We start from the raw sequence: 15,890 nt of genomic DNA, 5'->3' as shown, positions 1-15,890 counted from the left end.
AATGGAAATTAGTCTGTTGCAGGCTTTTGCGTTGGGTATTCTCGCCTTTATCGCAGGCCTGGATATGTTCAACGGGTTAACACATATGCACCGCCCGGTAGTTCTTGGACCGCTGGTAGGCCTGATTCTTGGCGATCTGCATACCGGTATTTTAACCGGTGGTACGCTGGAGCTGGTCTGGATGGGTCTGGCCCCACTGGCAGGCGCACAGCCGCCGAACGTCATCATCGGGACCATTGTCGGGACAACGTTTGCCATCACCACCGGCGTAAAACCAGAGGTTGCTGTCGGCGTAGCAGTGCCGTTCGCCGTGGCGGTTCAGATGGGGATAACCTTCCTGTTCTCTGTGATGTCAGGGGTTATGGCTCGCTGCGATCGGATGGCGGCAAATGCCGATACAGCCGGAATTGAGCGCGTGAACTATCTGGCGTTACTGGCGTTGGGGACGTTCTACTTTTTATGCGCCTTCCTGCCGATTTACTTTGGTGCGGAACATGCCAAAACCGCCATTGACGTGCTGCCAACCCGCCTGATTGATGGCCTTGGCGTCGCCGGTGGCATCATGCCAGCAATTGGTTTTGCCGTACTGCTGAAAATCATGATGAAAAACGTCTACATCCCCTATTTCATCCTGGGTTTTGTGGCTGCAGCCTGGCTCAAGCTCCCTGTACTGGCTATCGCCGCTGCCGCATTGGCAATGGCACTGATCGATTTTCTGCGTAAATCACCTGAACCTACGGCCCCGGCAGCACAGAAAGAGGAATTCGAAGATGGAATCTAACCAAACGGCTCTGCCGAACGTTTCCGACACCGAAGATACGCTACTTACCGGCACCAATGAAAACATCTATGAAGACCAAAACCTCGGTGCTGAGCTGACGAAAAAAGACATTAACCGCGTAGCCTGGCGTTCCATGTTGTTACAAGCTTCCTTTAACTACGAACGTATGCAGGCATCAGGATGGCTGTACGGTTTGTTACCGGCACTGAAAAAAATCCACACCAACAAACGTGACCTCGCGCGTTCAATGAAAGGCCATATGGGTTTCTTCAATACCCATCCGTTTCTGGTGACGTTTGTCATTGGCATCATCCTCGCGATGGAACGCTCCAAGCAGGACGTGAACAGTATTCAAAGTACCAAGATTGCCGTGGGCGCACCGCTCGGTGGCATCGGTGATGCGATGTTCTGGTTAACGCTGCTGCCCATTTGCGGAGGGATCGGGGCCAGCCTCGCGCTGCAAGGTTCTATTCTCGGCGCCGTTGTGTTTATCGTGTTTTTCAACGTGGTTCACCTGGGCCTGCGCTTTGGTCTGGCACACTACGCTTATCGGATGGGCGTGGCGGCCATCCCGCTGATTAAGGCCAATACCAGGAAGGTCGGGCACGCAGCCTCCATCGTTGGGATGACGGTAATTGGTGCGCTGGTTGCGACCTATGTTCGCCTGAGCACTACGCTGGAAATCACCGCAGGTGATGCGGTTGTGAAACTGCAAACAGACGTTATTGACAAGCTGATGCCAGCTTTTCTGCCACTGGTCTACACATTAACCATGTTCTGGTTGGTCCGCCGTGGCTGGAGTCCTCTACGTCTTATCGCTATTACCGTGGTGCTCGGCGTGGTCGGTAAATTCTGTCATTTCCTGTAAATACAAGGGGCTGTAGATGTTAGGTATTATTTTGACGGGGCATGGTGGGTTTGCCAGCGGAATGGAAAAGGCGATGAAACAGATTCTGGGCGAACAGTCTCAGTTTATCGCCATCGACTTTCCAGAAACTTCATCGACCGCCTTGCTTACTGCGCAACTCGAGCAGGCAGTGAGTGAACTGGATGCTAAGGAAGATATTGTGTTTCTGACGGACCTGTTGGGCGGGACGCCATTTCGCGTCGCCTCTACGCTGGCGATGCAAAAACCAGGAAGCGAAGTGATCACCGGCACCAATCTGCAGCTGTTGCTGGAGATGGCGCTGGAGCGTGAAGGTTTGAGCAGTGAAGCATTCCGTTTGCAGGCGCTGGAGTGCGGGCATCGTGGCTTGACCAGCCTGGTCGATGAACTGGGACGTTGTCACGAGGAAAACCCCGTTGAGGAAGGGATATGACACAACTGCTGCGCGCCAGGTGCCTGCTGACTGAACAGGGCTGGCTGGACGATCATCAATTACGCATAGAAGAAGGTATAATCGCGGCGATTGAGCCTATCCCCTCTGGCGTGATGAATCGCGATGCCGAACTGCTGTGTCCTGCTTACATAGACACCCATGTTCACGGTGGTGGGGGCGTCGATGTCATGGATGAAGCAGAGGGCGCGCTCGACAAGCTGGCGATGCACAAAGCGCGTGAAGGGGTAGCCAGTTGGCTGCCCACGACTGTCACCGCTCCATTACAGGAGATTCATGGAGCGCTGAAACGCATTGCCCGCCGCTGCCGTTCAGGCGGCCCTGGTGCTCAGGTACTGGGCAGCTATCTGGAGGGACCGTATTTCACGCCACAGAATAAAGGTGCACACCCACCTGAGCTTTTCAGGGAACTGGATCTCAGCGAGCTGGATGAACTGATCGCGGTTTCCCAACAGACACTGCGCGTGGTAGCACTCGCACCAGAAAAACCCGGCGCACTGCAGGCTATTCAGCACCTCAGACAACAGGATGTCAGGGTTATGCTGGGCCATAGCGCAGCCACCTGGGAAGAGACTAGCGCGGCCTTTGATGCGGGTGCAAGCGGGTTAGTACACTGCTACAACGGTATGAGCGGCCTACATCACCGTGAACCCGGTATGGTTGGCGCAGGGTTAACCGACCCTCGCGCCTGGCTGGAGCTTATCGCCGACGGACAGCACGTGCATCCGGCGGCCATGAGGTTGTGCTGCACCTGCGCAAAAGATCGAGTGGTGCTGATTACCGACGCAATGCAGGCTGCCGGGATGCCCGACGGGCGCTATACGCTCTGTGGCGAAGAGGTGGAAATGCGTAGCGGTATTGTGCGGACCGCTTCTGGTGGTCTGGCAGGCAGTACGTTGTCCGTTGATGCAGCCGTTCGCAATATGGTCGAGCTTACCGGGATCGCCCCAGAAGAGGCAATCCATATGGCTTCGCTACACCCCGCTCGCTTGTTGGGAATTGATCGCCAGTTGGGATCATTAAAGACTGGCAAGCGCGCCGACGTAATCGCTCTTAATAACGGGCTGCATTTACAGCAGATCTGGATTCAGGGTCAGGCTCTTCCCCTGTAGCCCTTTCATTTTGCCTCCTTTTGGCCTGCGACATACGATCGCCAGGCCTTTCTTTTCCTTTCGATTAAGGAAATACCGAAACACACTACATCAAATATCTTCTTTATAGATCAATAAGATAATCCGACCCTTCGTTCTCGCGATCACAAATTTCGTTTTATTTCATTTTACATCATTGAACTTTCGATTTCTTTCCTATAGATTTTAATCAATCGATCATATGAACAAATGAAACGAAACGAAAGACAGCAACATTTTCACCAGCGTTTTATGTGGAATCTACGAGACTAAGGACTTAAGTTATGCCAGAAACCTACACCCCTGTTACCGCGGTAACGGGCACCTGGACAGAAGAAGAGATCCGTCAGCAGCCTGCCAGTTGGATCCGCTCTCTCCGCAATATCGAAAAAATCCGCTCCTCTATCGACAGCTTTCTCGCCCCATTGTTACGGAAAAGCGATCTGCGGATCGTACTGACCGGTGCCGGAACCTCAGCATTCATTGGCGACATCATCGCGCCCTGGCTGGCAAGCCACACTGGCATAAATATCAGCGCCGTACCGACAACCGATCTGGTTACCAATCCGATGGATTATCTGAATCCTGCCCATCCGCTACTGCTGGTTTCTTTTGCCCGGTCTGGTAATAGCCCAGAGAGCGTTGCGGCAGTTGAGCTGGCCAATCAGTTTGTACCTGAGTGCTATCACCTCCCAATCACCTGTAATGAAGCTGGCAGCCTGTACAAAAACGCAGCCGATAGCGATAACGCATTTGCACTGTTAATGCCTGCGGAAACGCACGATCGCGGCTTCGCAATGACCAGCAGTATTACCACCATGATGGCCAGCTGCCTGGCCGTATTTGTTCCAGAGAAAATCAACAGCCAGACGTTCCGGGACGTGGCCGATCGTTGCCAGGCGATCCTGACGTCACTGGGCAATTTCAGCCACGGCGTGTTTGGCAACGAACCGTGGAAACGGATCGTTTACCTCGGCAGCGGCGGGTTACAAGGTGTCGCACGTGAATCCGCGCTGAAAGTTCTGGAGCTCACGGCAGGTAAACTGGCCGCATTCTATGACTCGCCCACCGGTTTTCGCCATGGACCTAAATCATTGGTCGATAATGAAACGCTGGTCGTGGTGCTTGTCTCCAGCCACCCCTATACACGTCAGTACGATCTCGATCTGTTGGCAGAGTTGCGCCGCGATCAGCAGGCACTGCGCGTTGTCGCCATTGCTGCAGAGACCGATGCCATTATTGAAGCCGGTCCACATATTCTGTTGCCGCCTTCACGCACTTTCATCGATATGGAACTCGCCTTCTGTTTCCTAATGTATGCCCAGGTGTTCGCACTGACGCAATCCATCAATATCGGGAATAAGCCGGATACGCCATCCGCCAGCGGTACGGTAAATCGCGTAGTGCAAGGCGTTGTTATTCACCCATGGCAGGCTTAAGAGGAAACGCATCATGAGCATTATTTCTACGAAATACCTCCTGCAGGATGCCCAGGCAAAGGGTTATGCCGTACCTGCTTTTAACATTCACAATGCCGAAACGATCCAGGCGATCCTCGAAGTATGTAATGAAATGCGATCGCCGGTGATCCTCGCCGGGACGCCTGGCACCTTTAAACATATCGCGCTGGAAGAAATTTACGCGCTGTGCAACGCCTACTCCACCAGCTATGACATGCCGCTGGCGCTGCACCTTGATCACCACGAATCGCTGGACGATATTCGTCGTAAAGTGAACGCAGGAGTACGTAGTGCGATGATCGACGGCAGCCATTTCCCCTTCGAAGAAAACGTGAAACTGGTGAAATCAGTGGTGGATTTTTGCCACGCCAAAGATTGCAGCGTTGAAGCAGAACTGGGTCGCCTGGGCGGCGTTGAAGATGACATGAGCGTAGATGCGGAAAGTGCATTCCTGACAGACCCACAGGAAGCAAAACGGTTTGTCGAACGTACTGGCGTAGACAGTCTCGCCGTCGCTATCGGCACCGCGCACGGTCTCTACACCAAAACCCCTAAAATCGATTTCCAGCGTCTGGCAGAAATTCGTGAGGTGGTCGATATCCCACTGGTACTGCATGGTGCAAGCGATGTTCCTGACGAATACGTCCGTCGCACGATCGAACTGGGCGTGTGCAAAGTCAACGTTGCTACCGAACTGAAAATCGCCTTCGCCGATGCGGTCAAAGCGTGGTTCGCTGAAAACCCGCAGGGTAACGATCCGCGTTACTACATGCGCGTCGGCATGGATGCCATGAAAGAAGTGGTACGTAGCAAAATCAATGTTTGTGGCTCGGCAAACAAATTAATGCCTGCCCGCGAATTATCGTAACCGCCGTCTGGTTTCAGTTTTTTATTCAGGAGCGCTATCTGGTTAATATTAGATGGTGCTCATTGCTCAAATAATAAAGGAGGCATAGAGTTCAAATCACACTGAATAAATTCATGATTTTAATTCTGCGATAATAATATATATCAAAAATTCATGTCATTCAATTATTTTATGGTGAGGATTTAAGTATGAGCAGTCCAAATATTTTATTAACTCGTATTGATAACCGATTAGTTCACGGACAGGTTGGCGTGACATGGACATCAACAATTGGTGCAAACCTGCTGGTCGTTGTTGATGATGATGTCGCACAGGATGACATCCAGCAGAAATTAATGGGCATCACAGCAGAAACATATGGTTTTGGCATACGTTTTTTTTCCATAGAAAAAACCATCAACGTTATCGGTAAGGCCGCACCACACCAGAAAATCTTCCTGATTTGCCGCACGCCCAAAACGGTCAGAATGCTGCTTGAAGGAGGCATTATGCTGAACGATGTCAACGTGGGCAATATGCATTTCTCAGAAGGTAAAAAGCAGATCAGCAGCAAGGTTTATGTTAACGAACAGGATCTTGACGACCTTCAGTTTATAAAAAAGAAAGGCGTTAATATTTTTATTCAGGATGTCCCTGGCGATCAAAAAGAACAGATCCCTGAATAAGGGGTAACCTGCTTTTTCATAATAAAAGGATTTATTTGAGGTATTCGACATGCATGAAATAACCCTAATTCAGGGTATATCCCTGGCTGCATTGGTCTTCTTTCTGGGAATCGACTTTTGGCTGGAAGCCCTGTTTTTATTCAGACCAATTATCGTATGTACACTCACCGGCGCTATTCTTGGTGATATTCATATTGGCCTAATTACCGGTGGTCTGACCGAACTGGCCTTTGCCGGTCTGACCCCCGCTGGAGGCGTACAACCACCTAACCCAATCATGGCAGGTCTCATGACCACGGTTATTGCATGGTCTACCGGTGTAGATGCCAAAACAGCTATCGGTCTTGGTTTACCTTTTAGCCTGCTGATGCAATACGTCATATTGTTCTTTTACTCAGCATTCTCTCTGTTCATGGCAAAAGCCGATAACTGCGCGAAAGAAGCAAACACAAGTGCATTTGCGCGTCTGAACTGGATGACAACGCTGATTGTTGCTTCTTCTTACGCCATCATCGCCTTCCTGTGCACATACCTAGCGCAAGGCGCTATGCAATCGCTGGTAAAAGCCATGCCCGCCTGGTTAACGCATGGATTTGAAGTGGCGGGAGGCATTTTGCCCGCTGTCGGTTTTGGCCTGCTGCTACGCGTGATGTTCAAAGCGCAGTACATTCCTTACCTGATTGCCGGTTTCCTCTTTGTTTGCTACATCCAGGTCAACAATCTTCTGCCAGTTGCCGTACTGGGCGCGGGATTTGCCGTATATGAGTTTTTCAATGCGAAGGCCAAACAGCAGGCCCAAACTCAGGCTGTCACCAACATGAACAATGAAGAAGAGGACTACAGAAATGGGATCTGAAATCAGTAAAAAAGACATTACCCGCCTGGGCCTTCGCTCGTCTCTTCTTCAGGCCAGCTTTAACTATGAAAGGATGCAGGCGGGAGGTTTTACCTGGGCTATGCTCCCGGTCCTGAAAAAAATCTATAAAGATGATAAAGCCGGCCTGAGTGCGGCAATGAAAGATCATTTAGAATTTATCAATACCCATCCGAACCTCGTTGGTTTCCTGATGGGGTTATTAATTTCAATGGAAGAGAAAGGGGAAAACCGCGACACGATTAAAGGCTTAAAAGTGGCGCTGTTCGGACCTATTGCCGGGATTGGCGATGCCATTTTCTGGTTCACCTTACTGCCTATTATGGCGGGGATCTGCTCCTCTTTCGCCAGTCAGGGAAACATACTGGGGCCAATACTGTTCTTTGCTGTTTATTTGATGATCTTTTTCCTGCGTGTCGGATGGACGCACGTCGGTTATTCGGTAGGGGTTAAGGCTATCGATAAAGTAAGAGAAAATTCGCAGATGATCGCTCGCTCAGCGACGATCCTCGGGATCACCGTTATTGGTGGACTCATCGCGTCCTATGTACACATTAATGTTGTAACGTCTTTCGCTATCGACAGCACCCATAGCGTGGCATTACAGCAAGATTTCTTCGATAAAGTCTTCCCGAATATTTTACCGATGAGCTACACGCTGCTGATGTACTACCTGCTGCGAGTGAAGAAAGCGCACCCGGTGCTGTTAATCGGTGTAACGTTTGTGCTGTCTATTATCTCGTCCGCACTCGGCATTCTTTAAACGAAAAAGAGGGTGAAGCGACATGCTACACCCTTCTTTAACAGGGCTACAGACATGCAATATATACAGTACTGCGACAATTATGACGTATTGAGCGATCGCGCCAGCGAGCAGTTGATTTCGCTGATACAGAACAAACCTGATGCCACCATCTGCCTGGCGACAGGAGGCACCCCACTTCTCACCTATCGCTACTTTGTCGAGAAAATTAACCAACGTAAGATCGATGTCGAGCAGGTGGTTTTCGTGAAACTGGATGAGTGGGTCGGTATTTCGTTGAACTCACCTGCAACGTGTGAATCTTTCCTGCAACAACACATCGTTCAACCGCTGGGTTTACGAGCAGAACAGCTGGTCGGTTTTCAATCTGAACATGTTGACGAGCAGGAATGCGAGCGCATCACAGAGATTATTGCCAGTCGGGGCGGTCTCGATTTATGCCTGCTCGGAATCGGCAAAAATGGCCATTTGGGGCTGAATGAACCCGCTGAGGTCCTGGAACCGTTTTGCCATATCAGCGTACTTGATGAGCAAACGCGCCATCATGACATGTTAAAAACGGCTGATAATCGTGTAACTCGCGGCATTACGCTGGGGCTGAAGGACATCCTGAATGCAAAAGAGATTTTGCTGTTGATTGCAGGTGAAGGGAAGCACGATGCGGTTGAAAAATACCTGGCCGCCACCGTCACGACGACTATTCCTGCTTCATTTTTATGGCTGCACCACAATGTGAGTTGCCTGATTGACGGCGCACAGTATCCTGATCATTAAAATTTACAGCGCCCGCCACATCCCTCCTTTCTTCGCGCCAACGCGTTGCAGTTTGCCTCTTAGCTGCAACGCTTTCAGCGAGTTCTTCCGACATTTGTTCCGACATTTCTTCCGACAAGTCGACGTTTAACCTAAGTATTCTTACTCTCCCTGCTGGTCCAGCGCGTACTTATACAGCGCATTCTTTTTCACGCCGTGGATTTCAGCAGCCAGCGCGGCGGCCTTTTTCAGCGGTAATTCTGCCTGCAACAGCGCAAGCGTACGCAATGCGTCAGCCGGGAGATCGTTTTCCTGCGCTTTATGGCCTTCGACAATCAGCACCATTTCGCCTTTACGGCGGTTTTCGTCTTCTTTTACCCACGCCAGCAACTCGCCAACCGGCGCACCGTGAATCGTTTCCCATGTTTTGGTTAACTCGCGCGCCAGCACCACATAGCGGGACTCTCCCCATACGGCGACCATGTCTTCCAGGCTGTCGAGCAGACGATGCGTGGATTCATAAAAAATCAGCGTGCGGGGTTCCTCTTCAATGGCTTTCATCGCATCGCGTCGGCCCTTGGATTTGGCAGGCAAAAAACCTTCATAACAAAAACGGTCGGAGGGCAGTCCGGCGGCGCTCAATGCGGCAATTGCCGCGCAAGGACCAGGCAGCGGCACAACGCGGATCCCCGCTTCACGACAGGTCCGCACCAGGTGATAGCCAGGATCGTTAATCAGCGGCGTTCCGGCATCGGAAACCAGCGCGATGTTTTGCCCTTCTTTGAGCTTTGCCACCAGCGTTTCGGCCTTTTGCTGCTCGTTGTGGTCATGCAGCGCAAACAAACGGGCGCTAATCGCGAAGTGTTGTAACAATAATCCTGTATGACGGGTGTCTTCAGCGGCAATTAAATCAACGGCTTGTAAAACTTCGAGCGCTCGTTGGGTAATATCAGCCAAATTTCCGATAGGAGTAGGTACAATAAAGAGTTGGCCTTGAGAATTATCCGCCGATTCGTGTTGTTTCATTGTGTCGTCCGTATTGCCGATTTAATATTGAGCATTGCGTAAAAAATATCACTGGATACAGTATGGTACCCTCAACATTTTCTCGTTTGAAAGCCGTGCGCGCTCTGCCAGTCATTCTGGCAGCATTGATTTTCGCCGGTTGTGGCACCCAGGCGCCTGACCAGAGTGCAGCCCACATGCAGGGCACGGCACAAGCTGATTCCGGCTTTTACCTGCAACAGATGCAGCAAAGCTCAGATGATAGCAAGACCAACTGGCAATTACTCGCCATTCGTGCACTGCTGAAAGAAGGCAAGAGCCAGCAGGCGGTCGAGTTGTTCAACCAGTTGCCGCAAAATCTGAACGACAGCCAGCGTCGTGAGCAGTCTCTGTTGGCCGTCGAGATCAAACTCGCGCAGAAAGATGTCGCGGGAGCGCAGGCCCTGCTGGAGAAGTTAAAACCAGCCGATTTTGATCAAAACCAACAGGTACGTTACTGGCAGGCGCAAATTGACGCCAGCCAGGGACGCCCATCGTTAACGCTGCTGCGTGCGCTCATCGCTCAGGAGCCCCTGTTGGCCGCGAATGCTAAGCAGAAGAACATTGATGCCACCTGGCAGGCGCTGTCGTCTATGACGCAAGAGCAGGCACAGGCGCTGGTCATCAACGCCGATGAAAACGTGTTGCAAGGCTGGCTGGATCTCCAGCGCGTCTGGTTTGATAACCGTAGCGATCCGGACATGATGAAAGCGGGCATTGCCGACTGGCAAAAACGTTATCCGCAAAACCCGGGGGCAAAATTGCTGCCAACGCAGCTGGTTAATGTCCAGAGCTATAAGCCAGCCTCCACCAGCAAAATTGCACTTCTGCTGCCGCTGAACGGTCAGGCTGCTGTATTTGGTCGCACTATTCAGCAAGGCTTTGAAGCGGCGAAAAACATGGGCACACAGCCGGTAGCAGCACCTGTTGTTGTAGCACCCGCTGCCGCCACGGACACTACCGCGCCAGCTGCACAGCCGCAGCCTGTCGACGGTGTTGCCAGCCCTTCTCAGGCCTCGGTGAGTGACCTGACGCAGGATGCTCCAGCACAGCCGATTAGCGCCCCGCAACCCGCACCGACTCAGCCGACGATGGTCAGCGCTCCGGCAAATCCATCCGCAGAACTGAAAATCTACGACACCTCGTCACAGCCGCTGAACCAGATCCTGGCCCAGGTACAGCAGGACGGCGCCAGCATTGTTGTCGGCCCACTGTTGAAGAACAATGTCGAAGAACTGATGAAGAGCAGCACCCCACTGAACGTGCTGGCACTTAACCAGCCAGAGTCGGTGAAAAACCTGGCGAATGTGTGCTACTTCGCGCTGTCACCGGAAGATGAAGCGCGCGATGCCGCACGTCATATTCACGCCCAGGGCAAACAGTCTCCGCTGCTGCTGATCCCTCGCAGCGGTCTGGGCGATCGTGTGGCTAATGCCTTTGCTCAGGAATGGCAAACGCTGGGCGGCGGCGTGGTATTGCAGCAGAAGTTCGGCTCTACCGCTGAGCTGAAAATGGGCGTCAACGGCGGTTCAGGGATTTCCCTGACGGGCAGCCCGATCGCCTCCTCTGTGCCTGCGCAACCTGGCGTGACAATTGGCGGTCTGACGATTCCGGCAGCGCCGACCGATGCGCAAATCACCGGCAGCAGCGGTCGTGTTGACGCGGTGTATATTCTGGCGACGCCGGAAGAGATCGCCTTTATTAAGCCGATGATCGCCATGCGTAACGGCAGCCAAAGCGGCGCAACGCTGTATGCCAGTTCCCGTAGCGCACAAGGTACTGCAGGTCCTGATTTCCGCCTGGAGATGGAAGGCTTGCAGTACAGTGAAATTCCAATGCTGGCCGGTGGCAACGAGCCGCTCATGCAGCAGGCGCTCAGTGCCGTGCGTAACGACTACTCGCTGGCGCGTATGTACGCCATGGGCGTTGATGCGTGGTCGTTGGCTAACCACTTCTCGCAAATGCGTCAGGTGCAAGGCTTTGAAATTAACGGCAACACGGGTGCATTAACCGCAACGCAGGATTGTGTGATTAACAGGAAGTTATCATGGCTCAAATACCAGCAAGGACAGGTCGTCCCCGCCAGTTAACGAGTAAACAGACCGGCGATGCGTGGGAAGCCACCGCGCGTCACTGGCTGGAAAGCAAAGGACTGCGTTTTATCGCCGCCAACGTGCGTGAACGCGGCGGCGAAATCGACCTGATAATGCGTGAAGGCAAGACTACCGTCTTTGTTGAGGTCCGTTTTCGCCGTTCCGCCCTTTTTGGCGGCGCGGCGGCGAGTGTGACCCGCAGCAAACAACAGAAATTATTACATACTGCCCGCTTGTGGCTTGCGCGCCACAATGGGAGTTTTGATACTGTGGATTGCCGGTTCGATGTGTTAGCCTTCACCGGAAATGATGTTGAGTGGTTAAAGGACGCCTTTAACGACCGCTCATAATTGAAGATTTAAGGATTAGCGTGCTCGATAGAATTAAAGTCTGCTTTACAGAAAGCATTCAAACTCAGATTGCTGCGGCTGAAGCGCTCCCGGATGCGATTTCCCGTGCAGCCATGACGCTGGTTCAATCCCTGCTCAATGGCAACAAAATTCTCTGTTGTGGTAATGGGACATCCGCTGCCAACGCACAGCATTTTGCTGCCAGCATGATCAACCGTTTTGAAACAGAACGGCCCAGTTTACCTGCTATTGCACTAAATACTGATAATGTGGTCTTAACTGCGATTGCCAACGATCGCCTGCACGACGAAGTTTATGCCAAACAAGTCCGTGCGCTGGGACATGCAGGTGATGTTCTGTTGGCAATTTCTACGCGTGGCAACAGTCGCGATATCGTTAAAGCCGTTGAAGCTGCCGTCACCCGCGACATGACAATCGTCGCATTGACCGGTTATGACGGGGGTGAGCTGGCCGGATTGTTGGGGCCGCAGGATGTCGAAATCCGCATTCCCTCACACCACAGCGCGCGCATTCAGGAAATGCATATGCTGACGGTGAATTGTCTTTGCGATCTTATCGATAACACGCTTTTCCCTCACCAGGATGATTAAGGAGTACACATGAAGGCACTTTCGCCGCTTGCTGTGATTATCGCTGCACTGCTGCTGCAAGGCTGTATAGCTGCCGCCGTTGTCGGAACTGCCGCTGTCGGGACGAAAGCCGCAACGGATCCTCGCAGTGTCGGCACCCAGGTAGATGATGGAACTCTGGAATTACGCGTCAGTACGGCGTTATCAAAAGATGCCCAGATCAAGAAAGAAGCGCGCATCAACGTCAGCGCTTATCAGGGTAAAGTGCTGCTGGTCGGCCAGTCACCAAATAGCGAACTGTCTGCGCGGGCAAAACAAATTGCGATGGGTGTAGAAGGGACGACTGAGGTCTTTAACGAAGTCCGTCAGGGCCAGCCAATCGGGCTGGGTGAAGCCTCCAACGATACCTGGATCACCACTAAAGTTCGCTCCCAGTTACTAACCAGCGATCAGGTTAAATCATCAAACGTTAAAGTGACCACCGAGAATGGAGAAGTCTTCCTGCTGGGTCTGGTGACTGAGCGCGAAGCGAAGGCTGCAGCGGACATCGCCAGCCGGGTCAGCGGCGTGAAACGCGTCACTACGGCTTTTACGTTCATCAAGTAACCTTGTAAATAGCCCGGTTGATTAGCCGGGCTATTTCGCCCTCTCCCGAAGCTCTGAGGATGTGAGGATTGAAACGCCTTCATGATCCGGCGACATCGCTTCCGCCAGCATTGCCCGCGCGACATCACGCGCCTCAATAGATTTCCAGTTCCCCGGTAGCAGCTTGAATAACGGTGCAAAGAGCCTTTCGTTCATTCGCTGTTGCTCCCTGTCGCCCAGCAACATCGAAGGCCGCACAATCGTCAGCCGGGGCCAGTTCTGCGCAATCAGCGCCTCTTCCATCTCACCTTTAACCCGATTGTAGAAAAACGGCGAGTGCGCATTGGCCCCCATCGAACTCACCACCAGCATATGCTGGGCCCCCAGACGACGCCCCGTCAGGGCTGTATCCACCACCAGCGTATAATCAGCGTGGATAAAGGCCTCTTTGCTGCCCGCTTCACGCCGGGTGGTCCCCAGACAACAGAAAACGATGTCTATCGGATCGGTGACCTGCGCCAATGCATCGGTTAGCTGCGGATCGTGAGGGTTATAGACGCCAACCATATCGGCTAACGGGCGGCGCGTTGGGGCCGCAACCGCATGGACCTGGGGTTCATTCAGCAGCATTCGCAATAAATGTCCCCCCACCAGACCCGTTGCACCGGTTATTAACACCTGGCTCATCGCTTATCCTTTCCCCTCAATCATTCTTCTAACTATAGATCACGTAGCCAGAGCAGTTTTTTACCAAAGCCCAGCGTGTTGTCAGTGAATTTGATTTCATCGAGACGAATCTCCCACACGGGCGCTGACAGCATTCTGGCAACGGGGAAGCGGCGATTATAGGCATTACGCGCTGCGTCGCTCTCCTGCCCCTCCAGACGCCTTATTTCGCCTTTAAACTGGACGCCGCGAATCAGCGCGACCGTTTTGGGCTGGCCGTTTACCGTCCCGGCAACCGGTGCTCGCGGCCCGGACATCTGGGCATGGCGGGTCTTCTCTTCGGTGAGCACATAGAACGCCACCTTCTGCGCATCAAACAGATAAAACGCATTGGCACACCACAATTCGCCGTCGTGATGTACGCACCAGGTCACGACGTGCTGCTTTACCAGCCAGCGCGTCACCGCAGTCAGTGTTTCCATTTCTATTCTCTTTTATACTGTAGGCCTGAAAATTATCACGTTGATGGTGACAATGACACCCTGGTATCTGTACCTGATCCGCACCGAAAACAACGCCCTGTACACCGGGATAACCACCGATGTGCAACGTCGCTATAAGCAACATCAGAGCGGAAAAGGGGCGAAAGCACTGCGCGGGAAGGGGGAATTAACCCTGGCATTTGCCGCGCAGGTCGGCGATCGGTCGCTGGCCCTGCGCGTGGAATATCGAGTCAAACAGCTCACAAAGCGTCAGAAAGAGCGCCTTGTCGAAGGTGAAGGGTTTGAGGCACTGCTGAGTAGCCTGCAAACCCCGACGCTTAAAAGCGGTTGAAATGGTCGTGGTATTCCACCAGACCAGACACGCCCTCCAGCGCATCTTCCGCCAGGCGATGCACCTGGAACGCGCTTTCGGTGCCCGGCCAGCGACAGTGTAGGTCGTGATGGGCGGCCGGCTCAAAGCCAAAGCGACTGTACAATGCCGGATCGCCCAGCGTCACCACTGCGGCATAACCAAACTCGTTCAGTGAATCGAGTCCTTCGTAGACCAACTGGCGAGCCAGCCCCTGCCCACGGTAGTTTTCATCAACCGCTAACGGCGCCATACCGACCCATTGCAGATCTTCACCTTGCACATCAACAGGGCTGAATGCGACGTAGCCTACCACCTGACCTTCGTCATCGGTAGCGACCAGGCCCAGCGTCAGAAAACCGTCTTCGCGCAGGTCGTGCACTAACTTCGCTTCCGCATCGCTCTCAAAGGAACGGCGCAGCAGCGCATCAATACCAGGGGCATCAATGGGAATCTCTACTCGAATCAGCATGGTTCACCTACCGAGGTCTGTTTGGTTTCTGGCGAATGTTTCATACCCGCCTCAACAAAGTCCGCCAGTTGCAGCAGCATAACGCGCAATGCTTTCGGCATCTGCTCCAGTTCGATGGCGTCCATCAGATTTTTCACATGTAGCCCTAATTCTGTATCGCCTTCAATCACCAGGCGACGCTGGAAGAAAAGCGTATCCGGATCCTGCTTACGCGCCGCAATCATCAATAAATCACTGGCGTCTGCGCTAAAACTCACATCAGCGTCTGCGTTCTGACTGACGATAAGTTTGTCGTTCTCAACAGAGGTATACCATCTGAGACCAATATCACGAACATTTATGCTCAACCAGCGACCTTCGAGAAACTCCAGTTCCCCATCGGCCAGCGCCTGGCGAAATTGCCAGCTCAGAACCTGTTCCAGTACCTGGCGCTTGAGCGTAAAGGGCGTCAGTTTAACCGGTACACTCATCAGAGAAGGACCAAAATGTACTAAGCGTGAACGCAGTTTATCCAACACGAGCTTTACTCCCTGTTTCTATAGTCCTGCTATTTTGCCATATCAAATAAACGACATAGCGGCATAAATCAACAATTCGATACGAAATT

General features: G+C 52.6%; 20 protein-coding genes. 15 read left to right on the top strand and 5 right to left on the bottom strand.

The window, feature by feature from the left end:
* Window position 1: 1 nt before the first annotated feature.
* The 10 genes from agaW to JQ822_RS08295 all read left to right on the top strand — a co-directional run bounded on the left by agaW (window position 2) and on the right by JQ822_RS08295 (window position 8,652).
* The gene (agaW, locus tag JQ822_RS08340; protein ID WP_003839998.1) at window positions 2–781 is read left to right on the top strand and encodes a PTS N-acetylgalactosamine transporter subunit IIC; all 780 of its coding nucleotides are present in this window, start codon (window positions 2–4) and stop codon (window positions 779–781) included.
* Window positions 771–1,649 (top strand): PTS N-acetylgalactosamine transporter subunit IID, encoded by an 879-nt coding sequence (gene agaE / locus JQ822_RS08335; protein ID WP_213133080.1) that lies wholly within the window; start codon window positions 771–773, stop codon window positions 1,647–1,649. The genes agaW and agaE overlap by 11 nt, the downstream gene beginning before the upstream one ends.
* Window positions 1,650–1,665: 16 nt before the next feature.
* Entirely contained in the window at window positions 1,666–2,100 is a 435-nt protein-coding gene (gene agaF, locus JQ822_RS08330) for a PTS galactosamine/N-acetylgalactosamine transporter subunit IIA (protein ID WP_213133079.1), read from the top strand.
* On the top strand, window positions 2,097–3,230 hold the full coding sequence (nagA, locus tag JQ822_RS08325; protein ID WP_213133078.1) for an N-acetylglucosamine-6-phosphate deacetylase: 1,134 nt from the start codon (window positions 2,097–2,099) through the stop codon (window positions 3,228–3,230). Before agaF ends, nagA begins: the two co-directional genes overlap by 4 nt.
* Window positions 3,231–3,532: 302 nt before the next feature.
* Complete coding sequence (locus JQ822_RS08320) at window positions 3,533–4,687, top strand: AgaS family sugar isomerase (protein WP_213133077.1); 1,155 nt, start codon at window positions 3,533–3,535, stop codon at window positions 4,685–4,687.
* A 13-nt stretch (window positions 4,688–4,700) separates the two neighbouring features.
* Entirely contained in the window at window positions 4,701–5,576 is an 876-nt protein-coding gene (gene kbaY, locus JQ822_RS08315; protein ID WP_213133076.1) for a tagatose-bisphosphate aldolase subunit KbaY, read from the top strand.
* A 188-nt stretch (window positions 5,577–5,764) separates the two neighbouring features.
* The gene (gene agaB / locus JQ822_RS08310) at window positions 5,765–6,241 is read left to right on the top strand and encodes a PTS galactosamine transporter subunit IIB (RefSeq protein ID WP_213133075.1); all 477 of its coding nucleotides are present in this window, start codon (window positions 5,765–5,767) and stop codon (window positions 6,239–6,241) included.
* 49 nt (window positions 6,242–6,290) lie between these two features.
* Complete coding sequence (agaC, locus tag JQ822_RS08305) at window positions 6,291–7,097, top strand: PTS galactosamine transporter subunit IIC (RefSeq protein WP_213133074.1); 807 nt, start codon at window positions 6,291–6,293, stop codon at window positions 7,095–7,097.
* Complete coding sequence (agaD, locus tag JQ822_RS08300; protein WP_213133073.1) at window positions 7,087–7,878, top strand: PTS galactosamine transporter subunit IID; 792 nt, start codon at window positions 7,087–7,089, stop codon at window positions 7,876–7,878. The genes agaC and agaD overlap by 11 nt, the downstream gene beginning before the upstream one ends.
* A 54-nt stretch (window positions 7,879–7,932) precedes the next feature.
* The gene (locus tag JQ822_RS08295) at window positions 7,933–8,652 is read left to right on the top strand and encodes a galactosamine-6-phosphate isomerase (RefSeq protein WP_213133072.1); all 720 of its coding nucleotides are present in this window, start codon (window positions 7,933–7,935) and stop codon (window positions 8,650–8,652) included.
* Window positions 8,653–8,793: 141 nt separating this feature from the next.
* Here JQ822_RS08295 and rsmI read toward each other — a convergent pair whose 3' ends face one another.
* Window positions 8,794–9,657 (bottom strand): 16S rRNA (cytidine(1402)-2'-O)-methyltransferase, encoded by an 864-nt coding sequence (gene rsmI / locus JQ822_RS08290; RefSeq protein WP_213133071.1) that lies wholly within the window; start codon window positions 9,655–9,657, stop codon window positions 8,794–8,796.
* A 62-nt stretch (window positions 9,658–9,719) separates the two neighbouring features.
* Between rsmI and JQ822_RS08285 the strand changes: the two genes are divergently transcribed.
* The 4 genes from JQ822_RS08285 to dolP are packed head-to-tail and all read left to right on the top strand — an operon-like array spanning window position 9,720 to window position 13,314.
* Entirely contained in the window at window positions 9,720–11,765 is a 2,046-nt protein-coding gene (locus tag JQ822_RS08285; RefSeq protein WP_213133070.1) for a penicillin-binding protein activator, read from the top strand.
* Window positions 11,723–12,118 carry a YraN family protein gene (locus JQ822_RS08280; RefSeq protein ID WP_213133069.1) on the top strand — a complete coding sequence of 132 codons (396 nt, stop codon included), beginning with the start codon at window positions 11,723–11,725 and terminating at the stop codon, window positions 12,116–12,118. Before JQ822_RS08285 ends, JQ822_RS08280 begins: the two co-directional genes overlap by 43 nt.
* A 20-nt stretch (window positions 12,119–12,138) precedes the next feature.
* Window positions 12,139–12,729: a DnaA initiator-associating protein DiaA gene (gene diaA, locus JQ822_RS08275; RefSeq protein ID WP_048213380.1), complete on the top strand. Its 591-nt coding sequence runs from the start codon at window positions 12,139–12,141 to the stop codon at window positions 12,727–12,729.
* 9 nt (window positions 12,730–12,738) lie between these two features.
* Window positions 12,739–13,314, top strand: a complete 576-nt coding sequence (gene dolP / locus JQ822_RS08270) for a division/outer membrane stress-associated lipid-binding lipoprotein (protein WP_213133068.1) — start codon at window positions 12,739–12,741, stop codon at window positions 13,312–13,314.
* Between the two features lie 30 nt (window positions 13,315–13,344).
* Here the strand turns inward: dolP and JQ822_RS08265 are convergent, their stop codons facing one another.
* Together JQ822_RS08265 and JQ822_RS08260 are read right to left on the bottom strand one after the other, a co-directional pair.
* Window positions 13,345–13,980 (bottom strand): NAD(P)H-binding protein, encoded by a 636-nt coding sequence (locus JQ822_RS08265; protein ID WP_213133067.1) that lies wholly within the window; start codon window positions 13,978–13,980, stop codon window positions 13,345–13,347.
* A 32-nt stretch (window positions 13,981–14,012) separates the two neighbouring features.
* Window positions 14,013–14,441 (bottom strand): YhbP family protein, encoded by a 429-nt coding sequence (locus JQ822_RS08260; RefSeq protein WP_213133066.1) that lies wholly within the window; start codon window positions 14,439–14,441, stop codon window positions 14,013–14,015.
* A gap of 52 nt (window positions 14,442–14,493) precedes the next feature.
* Between JQ822_RS08260 and JQ822_RS08255 the strand changes: the two genes are divergently transcribed.
* Complete coding sequence (locus JQ822_RS08255; RefSeq protein ID WP_213133065.1) at window positions 14,494–14,793, top strand: GIY-YIG nuclease family protein; 300 nt, start codon at window positions 14,494–14,496, stop codon at window positions 14,791–14,793.
* On the opposite strand, the gene JQ822_RS08250 is transcribed toward JQ822_RS08255, so the two are convergent.
* Together JQ822_RS08250 and ubiT are read right to left on the bottom strand one after the other, a co-directional pair.
* Window positions 14,780–15,283, bottom strand: coding sequence for a GNAT family N-acetyltransferase (locus tag JQ822_RS08250; protein ID WP_213133064.1), 504 nt, complete (start codon window positions 15,281–15,283; stop codon window positions 14,780–14,782). The two genes, JQ822_RS08255 and JQ822_RS08250, sit on opposite strands and share 14 nt — an antisense overlap.
* On the bottom strand, window positions 15,277–15,801 hold the full coding sequence (gene ubiT, locus JQ822_RS08245) for a ubiquinone anaerobic biosynthesis accessory factor UbiT (RefSeq protein ID WP_135324189.1): 525 nt from the start codon (window positions 15,799–15,801) through the stop codon (window positions 15,277–15,279). The genes JQ822_RS08250 and ubiT overlap by 7 nt, the downstream gene beginning before the upstream one ends.
* Window positions 15,802–15,890 lie beyond the last annotated feature (89 nt).

The organism is Citrobacter sp. FP75 (assembly GCF_018342065.1).
Lineage (GTDB): Bacteria > Pseudomonadota > Gammaproteobacteria > Enterobacterales > Enterobacteriaceae > Citrobacter.
This window is presented reverse-complemented; position numbering and strand designations above follow the sequence as displayed.